The sequence below is a fragment of the Limnothrix sp. CMB-01 genome (genome assembly GCF_055193175.1).
The window spans coordinates 1,869,073-1,890,789 of record NZ_CM143720.1 but is presented as its reverse complement, the minus strand read 5'-3'; the positions used below and the strand labels follow the sequence as shown (position 1 = coordinate 1,890,789).

Here is a 21,717-nt window from a genome sequence, read left to right as displayed (position 1 = left end):
CACAAAATTCAACGGTGGCGGTTCTCTGGGGGTGATGGGATGCCCGCAGGATCGCCAACTTTCAGTAGAACACGAGATGTCGAAAAACTGAAGCGATCGTGGCGGCGGCACAGGCGGCCACCAGTTGCCCCGGCAAGACCGCTTGGGAGTAGGTGGTGGCGATCGCCTCAAATTCGTTGGCTCGCAGGGCCATGGCATACAACAGCCCCACCCCATGGAGCACCACCAACCCGATCGCACAGCCGATCGCCAACTGCTCCACCTTGGGCGGCCCCAAAAAGGCCCAGCGCCCGCAGAGCCACCCGGCCGGCACAAAGCCCAAGAGATAGCCAAAGCTGGGTTCTTGGATATATTGCCAACCGCCGCCCCCTTCAAAGATGGGCAACCCCGCCAACCCCAACAGCAGGTAGGCAATTTGCGAGAGGGCCGCCGCCGTCCCTCCGCCCAAGCAGGCCACCAGCAACAATGCCGCCACTTGGTAGCGCGTGCCCAAAGACACCACCCGCACCCCCTCTTGGAGCCAATCCCAAGGAGCCGTGGGCACAAAGACTTCCACAAAGGAGGCGGCGATCGAGAGTAAGACCCCGATGGCCGCCCACAGCAAGGTTTCTAGGCGCATGACGATCGCCCCATTAACGCCCCATTAACGCCCTATGAATACCCCATTCACGCCCAAGGGAGCGCAACCGCCGGGGTCAACATCCGGGCGATCGCACTCCCGATCGTTCACGTAACCCGATCGTTCATTTGGATCATTTAAATCGTTGCGGCCGTTGCGCCGACGACGGGCGCTTCGCCACCCACCAGGCCCAATTCCGCCAACATTTCATGATCCTTCTCGGGGGGTTGGCCCATGGTGGTCAGGTAATGGCCAATCAGCATGGCGTTCAACCCGGCTTTCAGACCCAGGGCTTGCAGCTCACCCATCACCACTTCTCGGCCACCCGCATAGCGCAGGATGCGATCGGGCAAAATCATCCGGAAAATGGCGATCGCCTTGGCCGCTTCGTAGGGATCCAGCTTGGGGCGATCGCCCATGGGCGTGCCAGCTCGGGGGTTCAGCAAGTTCAGCGGAATCGATTCCACCTCCAAATCCCGCAGCGCCAGGGCCAAATCCACCCGGTCTGCCCAGGTTTCACCCATGCCCAAAATGCCCCCGGTGCAGGCTTGGATGCCCGCCGCTTTCAGGGTTTTGATGGTGGCCACGCGGTCTTGCCAGCTATGGGTGGTGGCCACGTTCGGGAAAAAGGCCTCCGACGCTTCCAGGTTGTGGTTGTAGCGCGTCACACCCGCTTCCTTGAGGGCTTGGGCCTGATCCGCATTCACTTCGCCCAAGGCGCAGCAGGGCTTGATGTTGGTTTCCGCAATAATTTGCCGCACCGTTTCCAGAATTTGTTCAAATTCGCTTTCCTGGCGACCGCCATACTTGGGACCACGCCCTTGGCTCACCAGACAAAAGCGCTTGGCTCCGGCGGCTTCGGCGGCCTTGGCTTGGGCCAAAATTTCCTCGGGAGTCCGCAAACCATAGATCGGGGACTCCTGACCGGGGTGGTGAGCCGACTGGGCACAAAAGGAGCAATTTTCCGAGCAGGAACCGGATTTCACGTTGCCGATGCTGCACAGGTCAACCACGTTGCCGCAGCGGGCTTGGCGCACGCGATCGGCCGCGGCACAAAGGGCCAAAATATCTGCCTGATCATCAATTTGGGTCAGGATCAGGGCCGTGGCTCGATCGATCGCCTCGCCTGCAATGACTCGATCGGCCAATTGATCTAACCACTGGCCGAGCACCGCACCCGTGAGACCCTCAGACACAGCAGACGGCTGCCAAGGGGTGGCCGATCGAACCGAAGACGGAAGCGCTTGAACCACGGCTGACTCCTCCAACAAAGAAACCCAAAGAACCCCCAACGGCCCCATCCACCACCAGATCCATTGCGCCAGATCCATATTCGGAGTTGGTCATCAGCACAGGACAGCCGATGCCCTTCCCGAGTGGCGGAAAACAGGCCACGGGTGACTCCAAATTGTACACGGTTGATTCGCTGCCCACCCTTGGCCCTCCGGGGCGATCGCCTCGATGGGGCGATCGGGCTGGCCATCCAGCACGGTAGGATAGGGCTTAGTTTGTCAAGCGCTCGGTCTGTGGCAATGGCTACCATCGATTCAGCCCGTGGCTCAAAGTCTTGGCATTAAAAGCACTAGCAGGTTTTTAACGTTTTATGAAGCGATTTCTCTCTGGGCTACTGGCGCTGGTGATGGTGGTGTCGATCGGCCTAACGGGCTGTGCGGCGGGTGACTCGGCCAACGGCATCAGCGGCAACTACCAAGCTGATACCCTCGCCTTGGTCGGCAGCCTACGGAATGCCATCACCATGGCCGATAGCGATCCCGCAAAACGAGCAGCCCAAGCCGATGCTCGCGCCAAAATCAATTCCTATGCTTCCCACTACCGCCGGGATACCCGCGTGGCTGGGCTAAATTCCTACACCACCATGCGCACGGCTTTGAATTCGCTGGCGGCCCACTATTCGGCCTATCCCAACCGCCCCGTGCCTGAAAAGTTACAAAAGCGTTTGGAAACTGAGTTCCGGCAAGTGGAAGCGGCCCTGAATCGAGGCGCTTAGGAAAGTTTCGATACACTCAATACACTGAGCATGGGGCGGTTCGATCGCCCCATTTTTGTCGCCTTCGTTGGCCTAGCTCAATCAAAGGCCTAGCTCAATCAAATTCTGTGGATTAACCCCCTAGTTGCATCCTTGGGGGGTGAAGATGCCCGCCCTGGGTCGTGGGAGCTGAGAATGCTGGAAGTTGAAGTCCACCAACAGTTACGCGCATTTTTGCGGGCCTGTGGCGATCGCCCCTGGCTGCATCACCTAACCCTGGCGCGGTTGGTGGCGCGGGTCTTGCGATCGGGCCGCAGTTCCCTGATCCAAGGGGGCACGGCCGTGGCCGCCGGCCGCCATCGCCTCAGCTATCTGGCTCCGGCCCTGCTCTGCGAGCAGGCGGTGGTGTTGGTGGTTCCCCGGGCGGTGCAACAGCGGCTTTTAGAAGTGGACTTGGCTCGGTTGCGGTTGTGGCTGACCCAGAGCGATCGCCCCTTGCCTCCGGTGCATTGCCTGGTGGATCAACCCCCGGAAGCCGCACAGGCCCTGGCGGCCACCTTGCGGGCCGATCAACCGGGTCTCTGGATTTTGTCCCCCAGCCAATGGCTGGCCGATCGCCTGGAACTGTCGGGCCAGCGATCGCGCTTGGCCGGCCTGCCCACCCTGATTGATGGGGCCGATGATCTGGAGCGCTGGACGCAAGAAACCCTGCGACTGGACATTAGCCCGGCCGATTGGCATCGGTGGCGTTTGGCCTGTCCCGATCGCGCCCAGGTCATCCATGACTTGGAAGTGGCGATCGCCCATGGACTGCTGCAACATCCCCCCAATCCCTACGGCGCTTGGCTGTTGGATGAGCCGGAAGCGGCGGCCTTGCTGCAAACATTGCGATTATTGGCGGTTCAACTGCCGCCCCTGTGGCGAACGCTGCTGCACCGGGCCGGAGACCAGCAATGGCCGATCCTGGCCCAGCCCGATCGCCAAACGGGGCAGTTTCACCTGCAATGCCAACCGATCGACGTGGCCGAAATCTTGCGCCCCCTCTGGCAAGCCCAGCCGATCGCCCTGATTGGCAGCTTCCTGGATTTGGAAGTGGAAGCTCCCTTATATCAAGCGCGGTTGGGGCTGGACAACGGCGATGAGCAGCGGCTGACCTGCTTGAAATTCACGCCCGATCGACAGCAAGAGGCGATCGGGTTCTATTTACCCGAGCAGTTGCCCCTCCCCAACACCCCGCAATTTCAGGCGGCCCTGATTCAGCAGCTCTATGCCCTGTTGGCTTGGCAAGGGCCCACCGGCTTCACCGTGGTGTTGGTGGGAGATGTGCCTCTCAAGGGCCGGCTGGCGGCCCAACTGGCGGCGGAATTTGGCTCCCGCGTCCAACTGGAACGCACCGCCCCCGATGACAACGGCATTTTGGTCACCGGGTGGGACTTTTGGCGCAACCACAGCGATCGGCTGCCCGCTCCCCACCTGCTGGTGATTGCGGCCTTGCCCATTCCCTCCCTCGAAGATCCCCTGGTGGCCGCCCGGGTCAGCGCCTACAAGCGCCAGCGTCGGGACTGGTTTCGCTGGTATCTGTTGCCCTCGGCCCTTAGCGATCTACAACGGTCGATCGCCCCATTACGGGAGCGATCGACCCCTGATCCCAATGCGCCCCCGCTGTTGGCCCTGCTGGACACCCGGGTGGTGCGCCGCAGCTATGGCTCCCAGGTGCTGGCGGCCTTGGATCCCGTGGAGCGGATGAATGACCTCGAACCCCGTTGGCTTTAAATTTCCAGAAATGTCCAGAAATTTCCAGGGCAGCGCCGACGGGCTAGAAATCTGAATCCAAAGTTGAAGAATTCTTGCGAAATGTTCGTCTAAGCTCATTTCCCTCGGGGGCGATCGGGCGAATTTTTGATCGCTCTGCTCCCCAATCGAACTGCCAGCCCAACCATTTCGCGATCGTTTCAGGGTTAATTAACAGATATCCTTTATCTACAAAAAAACTGGGTGGAGATGAACAATGGGTGAATCCAAACGCCGCAAATCCCTCCTTGGGGACGACTACGGCAAGGCTCAAGAAACGATTTTGCCCAACGTGCCAATTACCAAACAGCAAGCCGATCGGTTCGTGAAGATCACCAGTCGCGGGGCTTGGATTGGGATCGGTACGCTGTTGGCCGCTTGGCTCACCATTCGATTTGTGGGGCCGGCCTTTGGTTGGTGGCAGGTTAACTAAAATCAGTGGGGCGATCGTCCAATAATCGCGCCATCATCGCGCCATTATTGATACCCTTGGGAAATCTTTGGGAAGCGTCTGCTCTGCTCAATTGGGCAACCGGCCCCCTGTGACCTGTTGCGATCGAATCCTAAGAATTCTCAACGGTTGTTCCTATCCCCCCGGATCCGAATCAAACCATGGGAAGATCGCAATAGTCCCCGTCATGTTGGACTTTGAGCACTTCCTTGGCTCAAAACATCCGTACCAAGATCCGCGCCAATCCGTTGCGAAGAAACCCCTAGGCAGTTCCGCATCCACTGCCATTCCCCCCCTGACCTGCTATCCCGATCATCCATTCCCCGGGGACGGTCAATGTAACAATCCGAACAACGTAGCCAAAAGTTTGGATCAGGGTTTTCAGGGGCAATTTCTAAGGGCCCAAGCTCCAGGATCCTTGGAAATTGATGAGCGTTTCTTCAGTGATTTTTCAGGAAAATCTGCTCAATGCTGGCCAAAGTTTGATCCCGAAACCACTCGAAGCACTGTGTTCTTTCATACGGACTGGTGACACAGATTAGTGGGATCTTGCCAGCAGTTTACAGGTCACCGATGCCGCCCTTGCACTAGGGATAACCATCCCAAACCCAGCATTGGGCAGACTAGGGCCTTTGTCGCCTTCCATTGTTAAGGGGCAGCCCAGGGCGATCGCCCCAAGCATCACATCAATCGAATCAGCGAAACCAATCAATCCGTTGATTGCTTGCTGAAATTCTTAAGAGACTATAAAAATCGTAATCAGCCTCTACAATGAAACCAGAAGATCGAGGGTAAGCCGTGTTTCTCAGACTTGCCGAGCAACATCGCCAGTTTGTCAGGGATCTCGTCATGAGCCTGCAGGCTTTGGCCAATGTTCTAGAACGCCGGGGCTATTTGGCCTCGTGCTATACCTGTGGCGATCGCATGAACAGCGCATCGTTTATGGTTAGTCTCGGCGATAATCACCTGATCCGGTTCCTGGTGTCCGATTATGGAATTACCTGGACGGAGATGCGCGATGATCGCGAACTCATGAAAATTGAAGGGGCTGAGGCGATCGGGCAGCTCCAGGAACTGGCCAAACTGCTGAAGGTTTCTGAAAATTCCCCATTGGCCGATCGTTCCGTTCCCCAATCCCCCGTCATGGGCACAACGGCTCCAAACGCTTCAACCCAGATGTTGGTGGGCTAAGGTTAAACAGCAAACCGCGCTTGGTGGCCGGTACGCTGGGACATTGCCAACGTTGCACCATGCAAACGTTGCACCATGGATGAGTCCAATTTCCCCCAGTGCGCCATCAAGACCGGTGGCCGACCTGCGCGATCGCCCAGTCAGCACGCAGTCATGACTCAGTAATCACTCGGGTCGCTCAAAATGCAGGTGGCAACTCGGGGGTGGTTGTGTGTATCGTTGGAATCCTCATGCCCCTAAGCTGAGGAGGGTGTCAAGTGTCTACCTCAACCTCTGCGCTTCGCGGTTGATTGCGTTTTAACATCCTGCCCCTATGAACCCCCGCGCTGTCGATCCTCGCACTCCCGATCGCCCCCCGATCGATGCTGACGAGCATCGAGAGCAAGCCTATGAGCTGTTTCTAAAGCTTTACAACAACCATCGCGACTTCTTTGATGAGCTGCTGGATGCGGATCAGCAACAGGTGGGTGAACACCTCCGCAGCAGCCGTTATGTCCAGGGCATGGTGCGCGGTCAGCAGGCCTATCTAATTTCCAACCTGATTAATGGCAAAAGCCAATCTCTGCTGCAATACCAAATGATTTGGATGATGGGGCGCGATCCCCAAGCAGCATTGCCGATTCCCGATCAGCGCCTCTCCCGTCGTCACGCAGTGATTCAATACATTCCGCGCCGGGGTTTTTATTTGGTGGATCTGGGCAGCACCAACGGCTCTTTTATTAACGGTCGGCTGGTGCGGGGCCGCCACCGGTTGCGGGATGGCGATCGACTGCGGTTGGGGGGCTTTTCGTTTGATTTCTTTATCTGCTACAGCTCCCAAACGGTGAATTCGGCCCCGGCCGATTTGATCGCCCAACTCCAAGCCATGCCGATTCCCGAGGAAACGGATTCCAGCTTGCGCTACAAGGATGCGTTATCCGTGCCGCTGGCGGAGAAGTTGGCGGCGGAGGAAACGATGCTGGCCAGCGGCGAAGGGGCCGGCGAGAATAATGCCCCGGTGGATGGTGAGGATGATTTGGGGCCGCCGTTGCCGGATCCCGAGGGATTTGCGTTTTAGGGTTTTACTGTTGGTTTTTTCGGTTGGTCGGTTAGTTGGTTGGTCAGTTGGATTAGTCAGTTGGTCGGTCGGTCAGTTGGATAGGTTGCAGCGGCCCCAAGGCTAGCAACCGCTGGGTTCCATGATCGTCACCAGATCCACGCTGAATTGGGTCTCGAAAATGGGACATTCACAGTCCAGACTCCACCGCTCGATCGCGCAGTCATCGTGGCGATCGGCCGGTTCCAACAACAATCGAAATTCGCGACTGGGGGGCCGAAACTGGCATTGCACCCGGCGCACCGCTTGAATTTGACGGCGATCGAGGGCTGCGGCCAGGCGCAAAATGGCGCTCAGCTCGTCCACCATTTGCCGATAGCGCTTGCCCGCCAGGGCCTGATAGCCCTCGTGTCGTTTTTTGGGAGCGCTCTTGCGGTGGTAGCGGGCCAGGTTGGCAATCACTTCAATTTCCGTTTCCGTGTAGCCCAGCAGTTGCCCGTGGCGGATCAGGTAATAGGCGTGTTTGTGGTGAGCATCATGGCCCACGTGATGGCCGCATTGGTGCAGGACGGCGGCGGCCCACAGCAGCTCGCGGCTATTGTCATCCCAGTTGTGCAATAGGCCTTGGGTTTGGTCAAACAGGGTGAGGGCCATGGCGGCCACATGCTCGGCGGAAGGCAGGTTCACCTGATATTTTTTAGCCAGCGCCAGAACGCTGCGTTCGCGCACGGAGCTTTGGAACCGCAGGCGATCGTCAATCAGTTGGTGCTGCAACATCCAGTCAACGATTACGCCTTCCCGGAGCGATCGCTCGCACACCACCAGTCGATCGACTCCCAACAGATCCATAGCCTCTTGCAACACCACGGCTCCGGCCAGGATAATTTCCGCCCGCCGATCGCTCATTTCCGGCAGGGTCGATCGCTCCTCAATGTCCATGCGGCGCAGTCGATCGACCCATTCTCGCAAGGCCGCCAACGGCAACTCACAGCCCTGCAACGGGGAGGGAACATAGCCCGTGCTGTCCGCCGCATGGATGGCCGCCAAGCATTCTGCCGTGCCCGACGTGCCCACCAGGGTCAGTTGATCTGCGAGGGGATGTTTGACCAGTTCCCCATGCAATTCTTCCACCGCCCGCTCCAACATGCCCCGGGCATAGGCCCGCAGCGCCTCATAGTCCATGTCCGTGATCGGGTCGGTGCGGACAAATTCCGTGGTGAGCCGCACGGCCCCCACCTTGGTGCTGCTCAGGTAAAGGGGTTCACGCCCATCCCCCAAAATCAACTCCGTGGAGCCACCGCCAATGTCGATGATGGCGTGGGGCTTGCCATCTAACTCCATGGCCGACAACACCCCTAGATAAATGCGGCGGGCTTCTTCGGGCCCGGCGATCGCATTCACCTTCATGCCCACATCCCGCGCCACCCGTCGCAAAAAGTCTCGGCCGTTGGGAGCTTCCCGCACGGCACTGGTGGCCACGGCAATCACTTCATCCACTTGCAGGCTCAGGGCCAGGTCATAGCACCGTTGCAGGGCAGCGATCGCCCGATCCATGGCTGCCTCTGTCAAATCACCGGTTTTGGGATCGCGCTCACCCAACCGCACCGTACTTTTCTCGCGGGAAATGATGTCGAAGGCGGGCAAACTGGGATCCACCTGCACAATGGCCATGTGAATGGAGTTTGTGCCGATGTCGATGGCGGCCACAACGGGACGGCTCGATCGAAAAGCGAGCGGGGCAGGCGAAGCAGACAGGGTTTGCATGGTTTGCATGGCGGGTCTAGGCCGATTTTAATACCGCAGTTGATCAGATGCGCATTCCAGTTTGTGGATTGGCTGAACAGCAGAGAAACTCCGGATTGGGCACTTGATTTTGCGAAGTGTATTGCAACGCTGCTTTACACCCTGCGAGTGCGTCCGATGCTGTTGTCTACTCTTCGATCGATTACAGCCCATAGCCAATTGTGGATGAATCCGGTGATGGATCAGGCGGCGGCCACCCACTCGCAGCCCGATCGCGCCATTGTCCTCGGAGGAAGTTTGGCGGGTCTGTTGGCCGCCCGAGTTTTGGCCGATCGCTTCCAAACCGTCTTGGTTTTGGAACGGGATCCCCTGCCCACCCCCTGGGAACGACCCGAAACCCCGGACGAAACCTGGTGCAATCGCCGCCCTGGCACGCCCCAGGCTGACCATGTGCATGTGCTGTTGGCGCGGGGACAGCAGATTTTGGAATCGCTCTTTCCTGGATTCGCCAATGATTTGGCCACATCCGGAGCAGTGGAAGTGAACTGGACAGCCGACTGCGCCATGATGGGCCTCGGCAGTTGGAATCCACGGGTTTCATCGGATTTGGTGACCCGCACCAGCAGCCGATCGCTCCTGGAAAACTTGGTGCGGCGACGGTTACAGGCCATTCCCAACGTGATTTTTATGTCGGGGGTTGCGGTTCAAGGGCTAGTGGTGGCGGGCGATCGGGTCACGGGAGTGCGCCTAGAAGGGAACTCTGCCCAAAACCTGGTGAGCACCTTGGCCACGGAAACCCTCTTGGGGGCCCAATTGGTGGTGGATGCCATGGGACGTAATTCCCAAATGCCCCGCTGGCTGCAACAGTTGGGCTATGGCTCCGTTCCGGAAGTGACGATCGATGCCAAGTTGGGTTACGCCAGCCGTTGGTATCAAATGCCCGCCGACTATTTGGCCCAGGTGGCCCAGGATCCGGAAAACACCTGGAAATCGATTTTGCTGTGGGCCAAGCCGCCCCACCAACCCCGCGCCGGGGTGCTCTATCCGGTGGAGGGTAACCGCTGGGTGGTGACGGTTTCGGGAACCAATGGCGACTATCCCCCGGCCGATGAGGAAGGGTTTCTGGCCTTTGTTCGCAGCTTGCGGGATCCGGCCATTGCGCGGGCGATCGCCTCGGCGCAACCGATTTCAGACATCAAGCTCTATCGGGGCACGGCCAACCGCTGGCGACATTACGAACAGTTGGCCACGTTCCCGATCGGGCTGGCCCTGTTGGGGGATGCGGTTTGCACCTTCAACCCAATTTATGGCCAGGGCATGACCGGGGCCGCACTCGGTGCGGTGACCTTGGGTGATTGTCTCGATCGGGCCCAATCGGAACTGGGCTTAGATTGGGGACAATTTACCCACCTGTTCCGGCAAGAGTTGGCCCGCGTGATTCAGTTGCCTTGGTTGATGGCCACGGGGGAAGACCTGCGTTGGCCCGCCACCGAAGGGCCGCGACCCGATCGCCCCACGCGCTGGATGCAAGCTTATCTGGAGCGAGTTTTGCATCTCACCGATGCCCACAAGGACATCCATGAGATTGTCTGGAAAATCCAGCACATGATCCTCTCTCCCCAAGCTCTATTTCATCCCTCGATCATGATGCGGGTGGGGGGCGCTTGGCTCTATCAACGGCTGCTGGCCAATTGGTTTCCCGCCTGGGGGCCCGAAAACCTGAACCTCACGCCCTCGTTCTTGGGGGCCCGACGTTAGGGGCCGATTCTCCTAATCGTTCGTTACATCCGGCACATCCGAGAGCACTCGGCCGGGAGTCGAAGCCGCTGGGGCTGTTTCTGCCTCGGTGGCTTCGTTGTTGGTGGCATCTTCCGCCGGGGCGGCCGCTTCCGCATTCGATGCGGCTTCGCTTTCCGGGGCATTCTCCGCAGGCGTTGCCCATTCTTCCCCGATCGCCAGGGTGACCCGATCGGGGCCGGCGGCCCGCAGCTCACTGACCAACTGCAACACCTTTTCGTAGGGCAAGTTGCGATCGGGCTGAATTAACACCACACCCTTGGGATTCTTGAGGTAGTTCTGAATATCCGCCTTGAGTTGATCCTTGGGAATGGCGCGATCGAGCACCACCGTTTGTCCCTGGCGATCCAGCTTAATCAACAAGGGCGGTGGTGGCGGCCCCTGGTCGGGTTCCGCAGGCGCATCCTCACCGCTGGCGGGCAGGTTCACTTCCAGGCTGTTTTGGCTGCCCAACACCATGGACAAAATGATGAAAAAGGTGAGCACCGTCATCAACACGTCCAGCATCGGCACAAGGTTGACTTCCGGGGGTTTGTGGTGAGTCTGTCGATTGCGCGATCGCATGGTTGAGAATCCACTCCGGTTGAGGGGGGCATGAGCGCCAAAGGAACAAGGCAGCGGCAGGCAACGGCCACAAGAACTAACCGGCCTGGCGGTTGATTAACCCTGCTCGAAGGAAAGACCGACCCGATCGCCCCCCACGGCTTTCAGGAGCGTCAAGACTTCTTCAATTGATCGAAACGGCAAGGTGCGATCGGCCTTCAACACCACCATCCCATCCGGCTGTTTGGCAAAATAGTCCGCCACGGCTTGATCCAGTTCCGCCGGGGTCACCGGTTTGTCATTCAGCAAAATCTGCTTTTTTTGGTCTAGCCCCACCAGCAGCGGATCCTTGGGAACCGTCGCCGCCGCTGAGGTTTTGGACTTGGGCAACTGCACGTTGGGCATCTGCGCCCCGGTCAGGGTCATCGACACCAAAATAAAGAACGTGAGCACCGTCATCAACACGTCCATCATCGGCACGAGGTTGACATCTGGGAGCTGATTGGCCGATCGGGTCTTGGGTCGCATGGGGCCTGGTTTCCTGTCCTAATCCACTCCTAATCCACCAACGACGGCGGGCGATCGGCATAGGGCAAGGGGTCGAACCCATGGGTTGGCCGTTCTCCGCCGGGCGATCGACCGCCACCGCTGGGCAAGTCCGGCGTGGGGAACAGGGGTTCATACCAAACCTGGCGATAGATCAGCTCCAAACGACTGCCCACTTCGGTGAAATAGTCAATTTGCTGAGATTGCAGCACCACCAACACCCGAAACACCACCAAAGCCATAATCGCCACAATCATGCCAAAGGCCGTGGTTAACAGGGCTTCACCGATCCCTGCGGCGGCGGCCGTGGCGGCCTTGGTGTCGCCGCCACCACCAATGTTCAAGTTATTGAAGGTGGCAATTAGCCCCGTCACCGTTCCCAGCAGTCCCAGCAGGGGGGCAACGGCCACGATCGTCTCCAGCAATTTATCGCCCCGTCGCATTTTCACGAACTCCCGTTCGGCGGCCGTTTCCAGCGCCAAATTAAACGTCTCCGGGGTGGCTTGTTTCAACATCAAGGGAGCCAACAAAAATCGCCCGATCGGGAGGGTTTGGGCCTCGCGAGCCGTGATCGCCGCATCCTCCAGGCTATACTTTGCCGCCGCCAATACATCATGGACAATGCGATCTTCCTGGGCCATTAACCGCACCCAAAACACTGCCCGCTCCAGGGTCACGGCCACCGTCGCGATCGACATTCCCAGCAGGGGCCACATGACCGGCCCCCCTTTCACCAGCAAATCAAAAACCTGAGACATGGCCGCCCTAAAACCCAAAAGCGTTGTGATACCTAGCGTTGCCGATTCCCATTGATCCCGCTCGATCGCCCCTACCAGCCCCAAGCATCCCATTGGTTAGTCGATTTGGTCAGTCGATCGATGTCCTAACCGATTCCCGGGTAGCTGCAAGTTCGATCGCACCCTTAACTCACGGCCCTCGCCTGATCGGTTCAGTGTGATGGCAGAGTCCGTAATCAATCACAAAATATCAGAAAATACCAATTATTTATCAGTTCATTCGTGTCATTGATTCACAGGTCAATCAATTCACTGATCAACTCGTCAATACAATGCAAGAAAAACCAGGAAATTAATGCAAGAATAAAAAATAAAAGGAGCCAGAATTAATCTGGATTTTATCAACACAGTTAAATTAAATTCTGAAATTGGCTTGCAATTTTTCAGCAATTCTTAGAAGAGAAATTCTTGAAAAGATGCTCTCTAGAATGCTTTTTAAAAATACTTTCTAAAATGCTTTCTAAGAATCATACAACCTTTACCTAGAATTATTGGCACGCCATATTGCAGATGCCATAAAGCAACGGTTTGGTGGGCACTGCCCACCCTACGGACGACTGTGCTTAGTAATCGAAGTAAGGGCTGTATGGAAGCTTTAGAAGTGCTTTGCTTCGGAAGGATTTTGAAAGAAGCCCTCGAATCTCCTTCGACAGTCGTCCGTGAACTGCCCTTAACTTAGGCGATTCTATTTGGTCGTGCAGACTTTTAGCTTGAAATGTGACTATTGAGAACTAATGAGGGCTGATTGAGCACCTTAATCAATCCATTTAGGCGTTCAAAGCTGTTTTTGATTGCTCCTGCCTAAAGTCAATCTTGCTTAAATTAAGAAAAGTTTAAATGTAATTAAATTTTTGCGTAAGACGCAAAATTGCACGATTTTTGGTCACTTTGTTAGAAGTTCACGACGAACCAGAATGATTTTAAATTTTCTTTAACCCATTCTTAATTCAATAGCAGACTTCCAATAACCGATTTCCGAAATAATGAGGCTGCTAAGTTGGAATTTTTTAACAACTTCTTGAAATTTGTTTGTTTTTGATCACCCACTTCAGGCAGACAGGTGTTGAGTCGGTGATTCAATTGCCAGCAAATTTTCAATGAATCGCAAGCCAATCCAAGGCAATGTCGATGCTCTGTTGGCATCACACAAAAAACTGCATCGATTCCGCACCAATTGAGTGCGGCCAAGATCTGAGCCAGCAGTTTCAATCGCCAATGGTTTTAAGGTTTCGCTATTGGGCCAGAGCTTGAACATTGACTGACGGCTGCGGGCTGGGTCTTGGGGTGGGTTGCTGGTGTTCGTAATCAATCTTTGTGCTGGAGTGAAGTGTTTATGATCTCTACGAAGTTGCGTCGTCGGAGCGCGATTTTGGCCGGAGCAGTGGCAGCGCTGGCATTTGTTACGAACTGGGGTACCCAAGCCGCTCAGTCCCAGAACAACACGATCGCCATTGATGGGTCGAGCACGGTGTTCCCCATTACGGAAGCGGTGGCCGAAGAGTTCCAAGCTTCCAAGCGGGGCGCTGTGCGGGTGACGGTTGGGATCTCGGGAACCGGCGGTGGGTTCAAGAAGTTCTGCAACGGTGAATTGGATATCAGCAACGCATCGCGGCCGATTAAGGAAAGCGAGCAACAGGCCTGCGCCGCCAAGGGAATTGAGTACGTGGAACTGCCGATCGCCTACGATGCGCTGACGGTGGTGGTGAACCCCCGCAACACTTGGGCCGCCAGCATGACCACCGCAGAATTGAAGGCCATGTGGGAAGGGGCTGCGGAAGGAAAAATTACGAAGTGGAGCCAAGTTCGTCCCGGCTGGCCGGATGTGAAGTTCACGCTGTTTGGCCCCGGTGCAGATTCGGGCACGTTTGACTATTTCAATGAAGTGATTTTGGGCAAGGACAACAAGAGCCGCACGGACTACACGCCCAGCGAAGATGACAACGTTTTGGTGCAGGGCGTTTCGCGCGACCAAAACGCCTTGGGCTATTTCGGCTTCGCCTACTATGACCTGAACAAGAGCCGCGTGAAGGCGGTGGCCATTGACTCGGGCAAGGGTGCTGTGATGCCGGCCGTAGCAACGGTGAATGACGGAACCTATAAGCCGCTGTCGCGCCCCATCTACATCTACGTGAAGAAGTCGGCGCTCGATCGCCCCGAGGTGCGCGAGTTTTCGGAATTTTACCTGAAGAATGCGACTCGTCTGGTGCGGGAAGTGGACTACGTGCCGCTGCCGGATGCGGACTACCAAGCGGCAACCCAACGCTTGAGCCAACGGGAAGTGGGCCGCAAGCCGTTGCGGGCGGGCCTGTAGGCTCGATCGCCCAGATAGCAGGCGGCTCTGGGCAACTGCGCATCGATCGAACTCCACTGGGAATTATGGGTCGATCGCGACGGTGGCCCAGTGCTTGAGCGAATCAAACCGAATGAACTGGGGCAAGCGGTCTGCCGATGGGGTCGATCGCTTGCTCCTTTGATATCAAGACCTATGGCTTTGCGAGATTCAACTCCCCTCAACCCTTGGCGGCGATCGCGCGATCGACAGCGCTGGACTGAACGGGCGATCGAACTGTTGCTGTTGCTGGCGGCCCTCTCTTCGATCGCCACCCTGCTCGGCATTCTTTACGTTTTGGTGGGTGAATCCCTACAGTTTTTTCAGCAAGTTTCCCTTTGGGAATTCATTACCGAAACCCGCTGGACACCGCTGTTTGGCGATCCTAAATATGGCATTTGGCCGCTGCTGTCCGGAACCTTAACGACCACCTTTGTGGCCTTGCTCATTGCCATTCCCTTCGGCACTGCGATCGCCATTTATTCCAGTGAATTTGCACCCGCCACGGTGCGCGAAATTCTAAAACCACTGCTGGAATTGTTAGCCGGTGTGCCCAGCGTTGTTTATGGCTACTTTGCCCTATTGGTGGTCACGCCCCTATTGCAACAGGTGCTGCCTTGGCTCCCCGGTTTCAACATGATCAGCGCGGGCGCAGTCATGGGATTAGCCATTATTCCGCTGGTGAGTTCCATCAGTGAAGATGCCATGCAAGCCGTGCCCAATACCCTGCGCGAGGGATCCTATGCCATGGGGGCAACCAAGCTACAAACGGCGTTGAAAGTGGTGTTTCCGTCGGCTATTTCCGGGATTATGTCCGCCTATATTTTGGGCACATCCCGCGCCTTGGGGGAAACGATGATCGTAACGATCGCGGCGGGGTTGCAACCCACCCTCACCTTCAATCCCTTTGAGCAAGCTGCCACCATCACGGCCTACATTGTGCAGGTCAGCATGGGCGATTTGCCCCACGGCACTTTGCAATATCAAACCATTTTTGCCGCAGGATTAACGCTGGTTCTTTTAACCCTTGTCCTGAACATTATTGGTCACTTACTGACAAAACGTTATCGCGAGCGTTACTGATGTTAGCTGCCAAGTTTTCAGACCTCATTACACCCCAACTGGGTCACCAACTCCATCAACGCAAGCTGCTGAATCTGGGCTTTATGGTGATGGGTTTGGTGGCAATTATGGTGGCATTGTTCACCCTGGCAGCCTTGATTATTCATATGGCCATGAGTGGCTGGCCAAGGCTCAGTACCTGGGAATTTTTCACGGCTTTTGCCAGCCGCCGCCCAGAACGCGCCGGTATTTTAGCCGCTTGGGTTGGCAGTTTGTTAGTGATTTCGGTGACTGCCATTGTGGCAGTGCCGATCGGGGTAGCAGCGGGTATTTATTTGGAAGAATATGCTCGCAAAAATTGGCTTTCAGAATTGATTGAGATAAACGTCACCAACTTGGCTGGAGTTCCTTCCATTATTTATGGACTTTTGGCCTTGGGTGTGTTTGTCTATGAATTCAAGTTTGGGCGTAGTGTTTTAACGGCTGGTTGCACGCTGGCGCTGTTGATTTTGCCGATCGTAATTGTGACCACGCGAGAGTCTTTGCGATCAATTCCGCAAATGATTCGCGAGGCAGCCTATGCAGTGGGAGCCACCCAATGGCAAGTGATTTGGCATCATGTTTTGCCCTACTCGATCGGGGGCATTTTGACGGGAACGATCATTGGTTTGTCGCGGGCGATTGGTGAAACCTCCAGTTTGATAACAATTGGTGCTTTAACCTTCATTGCCTTTTTGCCCGAGTCTCCTTTTCAAGGCAAGCCACCTTTTGTGTCCTGGGAATGGTTGAATTCTCCCTTCACCGTGATGCCAATTCAAATGTTCAATTGGGTTTCTCGGCCCAATCCTGAATTTCAGGTTAACGCGGCAGCGGCAGGCACAGTGTTAATGACCATGACTTTGCTGATGAATGGCTTTGCAATTTATCTCCGCTATCGTCTGCGTCAAGGAATCAAATGGTAACCAGCAGTTCACAGACTATGCAGCGACTTGATAGCCAATTTCCTATTAAAGCCGAAGTGCGATCGCTTGATTTCTACTACGGCCAGTCTCAAGTGCTGAAAGATATCAACCTTGCGATTCCCGATCGGCAAATTACGGCCCTCATGGGGCCTTCAGGGTGCGGCAAAACAACCTTGCTGCGGTGTTTTAACCGAATGCATGATCTATATCCTAACAATCGCTATCGGGGCGAAATTCTCTTAGATCAACGACACAATATTCTCAGTCCCACCATTGACCCGATCGAGGTGCGGATGCGAATTGGGATGGTTTTTCAGAAACCAAATCCTTTTCCAAAATCGGTTTATGAAAATGTAGCCTACGGTTTACGGGTTCAGGGTCGCACTCAGCGATCGGACTTGGATGAAAAGGTGGAAGCGGCCCTCAAATCCGCTGCTCTTTGGCATGAGGTAAAAGATCGCCTAAAAGAGCCGGCTTTTAATCTTTCCGGTGGTCAACAACAGCGACTTTGCATTGCTCGCGCCCTCGTAACCAACCCCGATTTAGTGTTATTTGACGAGCCGACTTCTGCGTTGGATCCAATGTCCACGGCCCATATTGAAGAATTAATGCGGCAACTGAAAGCCCAAGTCACGATCTTGATTGTGACCCACAGCTTGCAGCAGGCAGCACGGTTTTCAGACTATGCCGCTTTTATGTATTTGGGAAAACTTGTGGAATTTCAAAAAACGACAAAGCTGTTTGCTGAACCACAAGATCCACTGACCCAATCCTATTTATCGGGCAGTGTTGGCTAAAGAATTTTGAGATTTTTAGCATTCATTGCTGAACTGTTAATTAGCGTTGATTTTGATTTTGGCTTTGATTTCGGCTTTGATTTTGACTTTGGCTTTGACTTTGATTGCTATTTAGACCGGTTGCCATTACTCACTTGGACGATCGCCTCCCATGGGTTCTTCACCAATGCTGAACTTTAGACTTGACTCCCTACCCTGGGCTGCCAACCAGTGGAAACAGATTCAGCGATCGATTCCCTATTTGCTGAACCTGTGCAATCGGCCATTGCTGTTTGTGGCGATCGGGTTGCATGTGGCGGTGTTAATGTTGCCCACACCCGATCGCACTGAAACCGAAAAACAGCCCCCCAAGGAAGTGATTAAGGTTTCCCAATTGAGCGCCGCCCCCCCAAAACCGAAGCCTCAAAAACCCAAAAACGCCAAGCCCAAACCCCCAAAACCGAAGCCCCAAAAGCCCAAAGCCACCCCCCCCAGGCGATCGCCCGCGTTGGTAGCCACGCCGCCCAAACCCAAACCCCAGCCTACGGAACCAGCCAAACCCACCCCCACCGCAAAGCCGGAACCCACCCCCAAGCCCGATCCCCAAGGCGAAGATCCCTTAGCCAATACGCCGCCGGTCAACACGCCCCCCGTGAATCAGGCGGGCGGCGACAGCACCGGCAGCGGCAAGGGATTGGTGGATGAATTAAGCAAAGAAATCCTGGCTAAATTGCTGGAAAGTGGCACGAATGATGAGGCCACGCTTCAGGAATTTATGGTCAGTATTCCTGAAACTATTCCTGAGGGAATTTATGGGGATTTTGTGGGAGCCGATGGCCAAATTTTGGTCGATCGCGGGGCCTTTGCCTCGTTGGCAATTCCTCAAATGTCTGCCAATGCTGCTTATTTGGATTACATTGAGCCAACCCTGTCGCAAAAACTGGGATTTGAAGTCACGGAAATGGATCCCAACTACGGCGGATCCAAATTGTTCATGGCTAAAAATACTGGTGGGATTACTTTCTTTTTCAGTTTGGTGAAGCTGACCAATAGCAGTGGCGCTTTTATGGTGCTTTGGAAAACGGATCCGAGAACCTAGGAAAATCTGGGCTGAAGTTTCAGATCACTGAAGGCTAGATCAGCGGCACTTGATTAAAGACGTTCAATCAAAATGGGCGGTGACTGGTGGCGTTGGGGCGCTTTGGCATCTTCAACTGAAATGGCCAACGCCTTGACATATTCAAGATCTAAAAAAGCCTTCGGCAACACTAGGTTTTGAACCCGATCGCTCGGTTGATTCACCGAAAACACATGGGTCAAGATGGCATTTTTATGATCCGTTGTGAATGGAGCCTGGGGATCCACCACCGTCCAGAGCACATAGACCTTGCCCGGCGCGAGGGGCGGCAATTGATCCACTCGCAAACGACCGACCATCCGGGACGGATCAACCTCGATCGCCACCGCTGCGTTGGTTCGGCCAGCAGGCGATTCCTGATTGGCGGTGCGCAACACCACCACGATCGGGCGGCCGGGCGCTTGGGCCTGTTGGGTTTGCAATGATCGCCACAACCACCAATTACTCGCCGTCAACGCCGCAATGATCGCCGCCGCTGCCCAACCGGCCCGCTGGGCCCAACGAGGCAGTTGCTGGACTTCTGCCCACCAGGTCGATCGGGTCGATCGGGTGAAGGGGGGCGATGGTGAAGCCGATTCCGACGCGGCGGACAATGCCAATGGCTCCGGTGGTGCAGAGTCCAGCGATCGAGCCGCTGGGTCAGCTTCCGCCAAAATGCGCGATCGCAAGGCAGCAGCAGGCTGCACGGGCGCAGGCAAGTTCACCAAGTCCCAACTGGTTTGCAGTTCTTGCAAGGTTTGTTGAATCGCCGCCTCATCCCACCGTTGGGCCAGGGCGGCCGCCTCATCCGAATCCAAATCATTCAACACATAGCCCGCCAACAACCAATCCACCTCGATCGGCTCGATCGGCTCCAGGGCGAGATCGGTTGCGTCAGCATTGGTCAACGGCTCGACGGGGGCTGGCTCGGGCACGGGGTTGGAGCCGTCGGAATTGGGGGGAAGGATGGGAGAACTCATGGGGCTAGGCATCCTCCACAGCGGGCTGCAAGGTTTGGCGCAGCTTCAACAATCCCCGTCGGGCCCAAGCTTTGACCGTTCCAAGGGGAAGACCAAGGCGCTCGGCAATGGCCGACTGGCTCAGGCCGTCGCTGTAGGCTAACTGCAAAACTTGGCGCTGATTTTCAGACAGTTGGGCCAGGGCCGCACGTACCTGGGCCGCCGTCTCGGCTCGATCAAGCGACTCCGCCAACAGATCCGGCGGTTGAGCAATGGCCTGGTGTTGTTCCGTTTGCCAAGTTTCCAAGGAAGCCCGCGCCCGGCGTTGGGCCCGCAGCCGATCGAGGCCGCGCGATCGCGTCAAAATTGCCAAAAATGTGCGCAAGGATCCCCGATCGGGGTCATAGGCACTGCGCCCAAGTTGCAAAAAGATTTCCTGAGTTAAATCTTCCGCATCTTGCACATTACCCAACAATCGCAGGGCGATCGCATAGACCACCCCCACATGGCGATCGTAGAGCTGCCCCAAGGCGGCCCGCTCCCCCCGTCGCAGCGCCTGCCACAGAACCGCATCACTCGGCTCGGGCGGGCCCACAACTCGGCTTTTTTCCTCCGCTGCCCAATCTGGGCCGGAGCCAAGCTCAGGGGATTGGGCATCCATAGGCAATGGCGGTGGATCTGGCTGTCTCGATACCGGCAATCCTGAGCCTCTGAGGGCTGGAGCCACGGGCGAAGCATCGGTCTGCGTAATGCTGTTGGCATTCTCCCCGCCACAGGCAGCTCGAGAATTGCAAACCCACAGACTGAAGCCACGAACCTCGCGGCCAATTGCAGCCTAGCACGCTCCAAAAGCGCGGAGTTTCAGACCCTCATTTTCTGCAATTTCCCGATGTACTCTAGCCAGCGGCCGGCTCCCCGTCGATTGATCGCGGGGAGTCCGTCAACCCCAAAGCTGAGCGCCTCCGTGCTTCAGCCAAGGGAGAAGCTAAAGCGGCTTCAACACGGCCCGCAACTCGCCACCACGGTTTTTAGTGGTGTGCAAATCCACATAGAGCATCCCTTTGCTCAACGCATCCAACTGTTCCACCGTGAGCATGTAGTCACCCATGGCGCTGCCCAGCAAGCCACTGTCATCGGTCATCACTTGCAGGGCGTATTGGAAAGGGCCATTTTCGGTGGCCATGCCTCGGTGAATGTGAAAGGCGGAGGTGATGTTTGGGTTCGGGGGGCTAACGGGATCCGTAACGTAGTTGCGCAGGGGGCTGGATAGCTCCCGAAAACTGCCCCGCACCACCAAGCGGTTACCCGACAGGGCGGCTCCCACGGTTCCCCAAGCGCCGCTGTTGGCTCGCACGGGCACTGTTTCGGCGGTGCTCATTTTGGCCACAAAGGTTTTTAGCTCGCTGGCTTTGGCTCCGCTGGCCAACAGGGTTGCCTTGGCTGCTTGCAGATTTTGATGCACGGCGCGATCGAGCAAATTTGCTGGCTGCATCGGGCCAAACTGGCTCGCTTCCAAGAGCATAGAGCGATCACCCGCCCAGGCCGCCCCTGGGCCACCCACTGGAGCCAGGGCAAAACCGTGAAATACAACGGTTAACAAACCACTAAGCACAAACAACAGGGCCGATCGCACCCACAATCGCCAGCGAACGGCAGAAACAGCACCTTGGGCAACAGGACGGGGCAATGGATTATGGCGCATGAAAGATCATCCTGAAATCAAAATCGGGTTTGAGACCTCGGGGCGATCGCGCAGAAGCAAGGCCGGTTGCACTAACGGCCGGTTGTACTGAAAGTTGCACAAAAATAGTGCGCGCCTATTGCACACCAGGCCCATTGGCCAACAGGCTGCACTGAGATCAGCCACCCTGCGCGATCGCTCGATTGGAGTACGTCACTCGATCGCGTTTTGGATGCAGTCTTTTAGAAATTTAGAAATTGGGATTCTAGAAATCTAGAAATTTAGGATTCTAGAAATCTAGAAATTTAGATTTTGGAAATTGGGATTTTA

Annotated in this window: 20 protein-coding genes; 11 read left to right on the top strand and 9 right to left on the bottom strand. The window is 56.2% G+C overall.

Annotation, left to right across the window (positions count from 1 at the left end; genetic code table 11):
* Window positions 1-61: 61 nt before the first annotated feature.
* Both ACZA91_RS07975 and bioB read right to left on the bottom strand, forming a co-directional pair.
* Window positions 62-619, bottom strand: coding sequence for a biotin transporter BioY (locus ACZA91_RS07975; RefSeq protein WP_199291359.1), 558 nt, complete (start codon window positions 617-619; stop codon window positions 62-64).
* Between the two features lie 137 nt (window positions 620-756).
* Entirely contained in the window at window positions 757-1,872 is a 1,116-nt protein-coding gene (gene bioB, locus ACZA91_RS07970) for a biotin synthase BioB (protein WP_190526590.1), read from the bottom strand.
* A 350-nt stretch (window positions 1,873-2,222) separates the two neighbouring features.
* Between bioB and psb27 the strand changes: the two genes are divergently transcribed.
* From psb27 to ACZA91_RS07945, 5 genes are all read left to right on the top strand, one after another.
* Window positions 2,223-2,627: a photosystem II protein Psb27 gene (psb27, locus tag ACZA91_RS07965; RefSeq protein WP_099532375.1), complete on the top strand. Its 405-nt coding sequence runs from the start codon at window positions 2,223-2,225 to the stop codon at window positions 2,625-2,627.
* Between the two features lie 174 nt (window positions 2,628-2,801).
* Window positions 2,802-4,379 carry an ATP-dependent DNA helicase gene (locus tag ACZA91_RS07960; protein WP_463185924.1) on the top strand — a complete coding sequence of 526 codons (1,578 nt, stop codon included), beginning with the start codon at window positions 2,802-2,804 and terminating at the stop codon, window positions 4,377-4,379.
* Between the two features lie 235 nt (window positions 4,380-4,614).
* On the top strand, window positions 4,615-4,830 hold the full coding sequence (locus tag ACZA91_RS07955) for a DUF2839 domain-containing protein (RefSeq protein ID WP_099532373.1): 216 nt from the start codon (window positions 4,615-4,617) through the stop codon (window positions 4,828-4,830).
* A gap of 816 nt (window positions 4,831-5,646) precedes the next feature.
* Entirely contained in the window at window positions 5,647-6,039 is a 393-nt protein-coding gene (locus tag ACZA91_RS07950) for a DUF1815 family protein (RefSeq protein WP_099532372.1), read from the top strand.
* A 313-nt stretch (window positions 6,040-6,352) separates the two neighbouring features.
* Window positions 6,353-7,096: an FHA domain-containing protein gene (locus ACZA91_RS07945; protein WP_099532371.1), complete on the top strand. Its 744-nt coding sequence runs from the start codon at window positions 6,353-6,355 to the stop codon at window positions 7,094-7,096.
* 102 nt (window positions 7,097-7,198) lie between these two features.
* On the opposite strand, the gene ACZA91_RS07940 is transcribed toward ACZA91_RS07945, so the two are convergent.
* Window positions 7,199-8,839, bottom strand: coding sequence for a Ppx/GppA phosphatase family protein (locus ACZA91_RS07940; protein WP_234406629.1), 1,641 nt, complete (start codon window positions 8,837-8,839; stop codon window positions 7,199-7,201).
* 156 nt (window positions 8,840-8,995) lie between these two features.
* On the opposite strand from ACZA91_RS07940, the gene ACZA91_RS07935 reads away from it, so the two are divergent.
* Entirely contained in the window at window positions 8,996-10,576 is a 1,581-nt protein-coding gene (locus ACZA91_RS07935; RefSeq protein WP_190353484.1) for an FAD-dependent oxidoreductase, read from the top strand.
* A 12-nt stretch (window positions 10,577-10,588) separates the two neighbouring features.
* Here the strand turns inward: ACZA91_RS07935 and ACZA91_RS07930 are convergent, their stop codons facing one another.
* The 3 genes from ACZA91_RS07930 to ACZA91_RS07920 form a co-directional block, all read right to left on the bottom strand.
* Entirely contained in the window at window positions 10,589-11,179 is a 591-nt protein-coding gene (locus tag ACZA91_RS07930) for an ExbD/TolR family protein (protein ID WP_463185918.1), read from the bottom strand.
* 96 nt (window positions 11,180-11,275) lie between these two features.
* Complete coding sequence (locus tag ACZA91_RS07925; RefSeq protein ID WP_099532368.1) at window positions 11,276-11,686, bottom strand: ExbD/TolR family protein; 411 nt, start codon at window positions 11,684-11,686, stop codon at window positions 11,276-11,278.
* Between the two features lie 29 nt (window positions 11,687-11,715).
* Window positions 11,716-12,462, bottom strand: coding sequence for a MotA/TolQ/ExbB proton channel family protein (locus ACZA91_RS07920; RefSeq protein WP_190353486.1), 747 nt, complete (start codon window positions 12,460-12,462; stop codon window positions 11,716-11,718).
* A 1,372-nt stretch (window positions 12,463-13,834) separates the two neighbouring features.
* Here ACZA91_RS07920 and ACZA91_RS07915 point away from each other — a divergent pair.
* From ACZA91_RS07915 to ACZA91_RS07895, 5 genes are all read left to right on the top strand, one after another.
* A complete protein-coding gene (locus ACZA91_RS07915) occupies window positions 13,835-14,812 on the top strand; it encodes a PstS family phosphate ABC transporter substrate-binding protein (RefSeq protein ID WP_463185917.1) in 978 nt (325 codons plus the stop codon).
* Window positions 14,813-14,986: 174 nt separating this feature from the next.
* Window positions 14,987-15,913 (top strand): phosphate ABC transporter permease subunit PstC, encoded by a 927-nt coding sequence (gene pstC / locus ACZA91_RS07910; RefSeq protein WP_099532366.1) that lies wholly within the window; start codon window positions 14,987-14,989, stop codon window positions 15,911-15,913.
* Window positions 15,913-16,854: a phosphate ABC transporter permease PstA gene (pstA, locus tag ACZA91_RS07905; protein ID WP_463185915.1), complete on the top strand. Its 942-nt coding sequence runs from the start codon at window positions 15,913-15,915 to the stop codon at window positions 16,852-16,854. The genes pstC and pstA overlap by 1 nt, the downstream gene beginning before the upstream one ends.
* A gap of 17 nt (window positions 16,855-16,871) precedes the next feature.
* Window positions 16,872-17,651: a phosphate ABC transporter ATP-binding protein PstB gene (gene pstB / locus ACZA91_RS07900; protein WP_099532364.1), complete on the top strand. Its 780-nt coding sequence runs from the start codon at window positions 16,872-16,874 to the stop codon at window positions 17,649-17,651.
* 151 nt (window positions 17,652-17,802) lie between these two features.
* Window positions 17,803-18,729 (top strand): hypothetical protein, encoded by a 927-nt coding sequence (locus ACZA91_RS07895; protein WP_463185912.1) that lies wholly within the window; start codon window positions 17,803-17,805, stop codon window positions 18,727-18,729.
* Between the two features lie 53 nt (window positions 18,730-18,782).
* Here the strand turns inward: ACZA91_RS07895 and ACZA91_RS07890 are convergent, their stop codons facing one another.
* The 3 genes from ACZA91_RS07890 to ACZA91_RS07880 all read right to left on the bottom strand — a co-directional run bounded on the left by ACZA91_RS07890 (window position 18,783) and on the right by ACZA91_RS07880 (window position 21,408).
* Window positions 18,783-19,727, bottom strand: a complete 945-nt coding sequence (locus ACZA91_RS07890; RefSeq protein WP_463185910.1) for a hypothetical protein — start codon at window positions 19,725-19,727, stop codon at window positions 18,783-18,785.
* Window positions 19,728-19,731: 4 nt separating this feature from the next.
* Complete coding sequence (locus ACZA91_RS07885; protein ID WP_463185907.1) at window positions 19,732-20,367, bottom strand: sigma-70 family RNA polymerase sigma factor; 636 nt, start codon at window positions 20,365-20,367, stop codon at window positions 19,732-19,734.
* A 324-nt stretch (window positions 20,368-20,691) separates the two neighbouring features.
* Window positions 20,692-21,408, bottom strand: coding sequence for a CHRD domain-containing protein (locus ACZA91_RS07880; RefSeq protein ID WP_463185905.1), 717 nt, complete (start codon window positions 21,406-21,408; stop codon window positions 20,692-20,694).
* Between the last annotated feature and the right edge of the window lie 309 nt (window positions 21,409-21,717).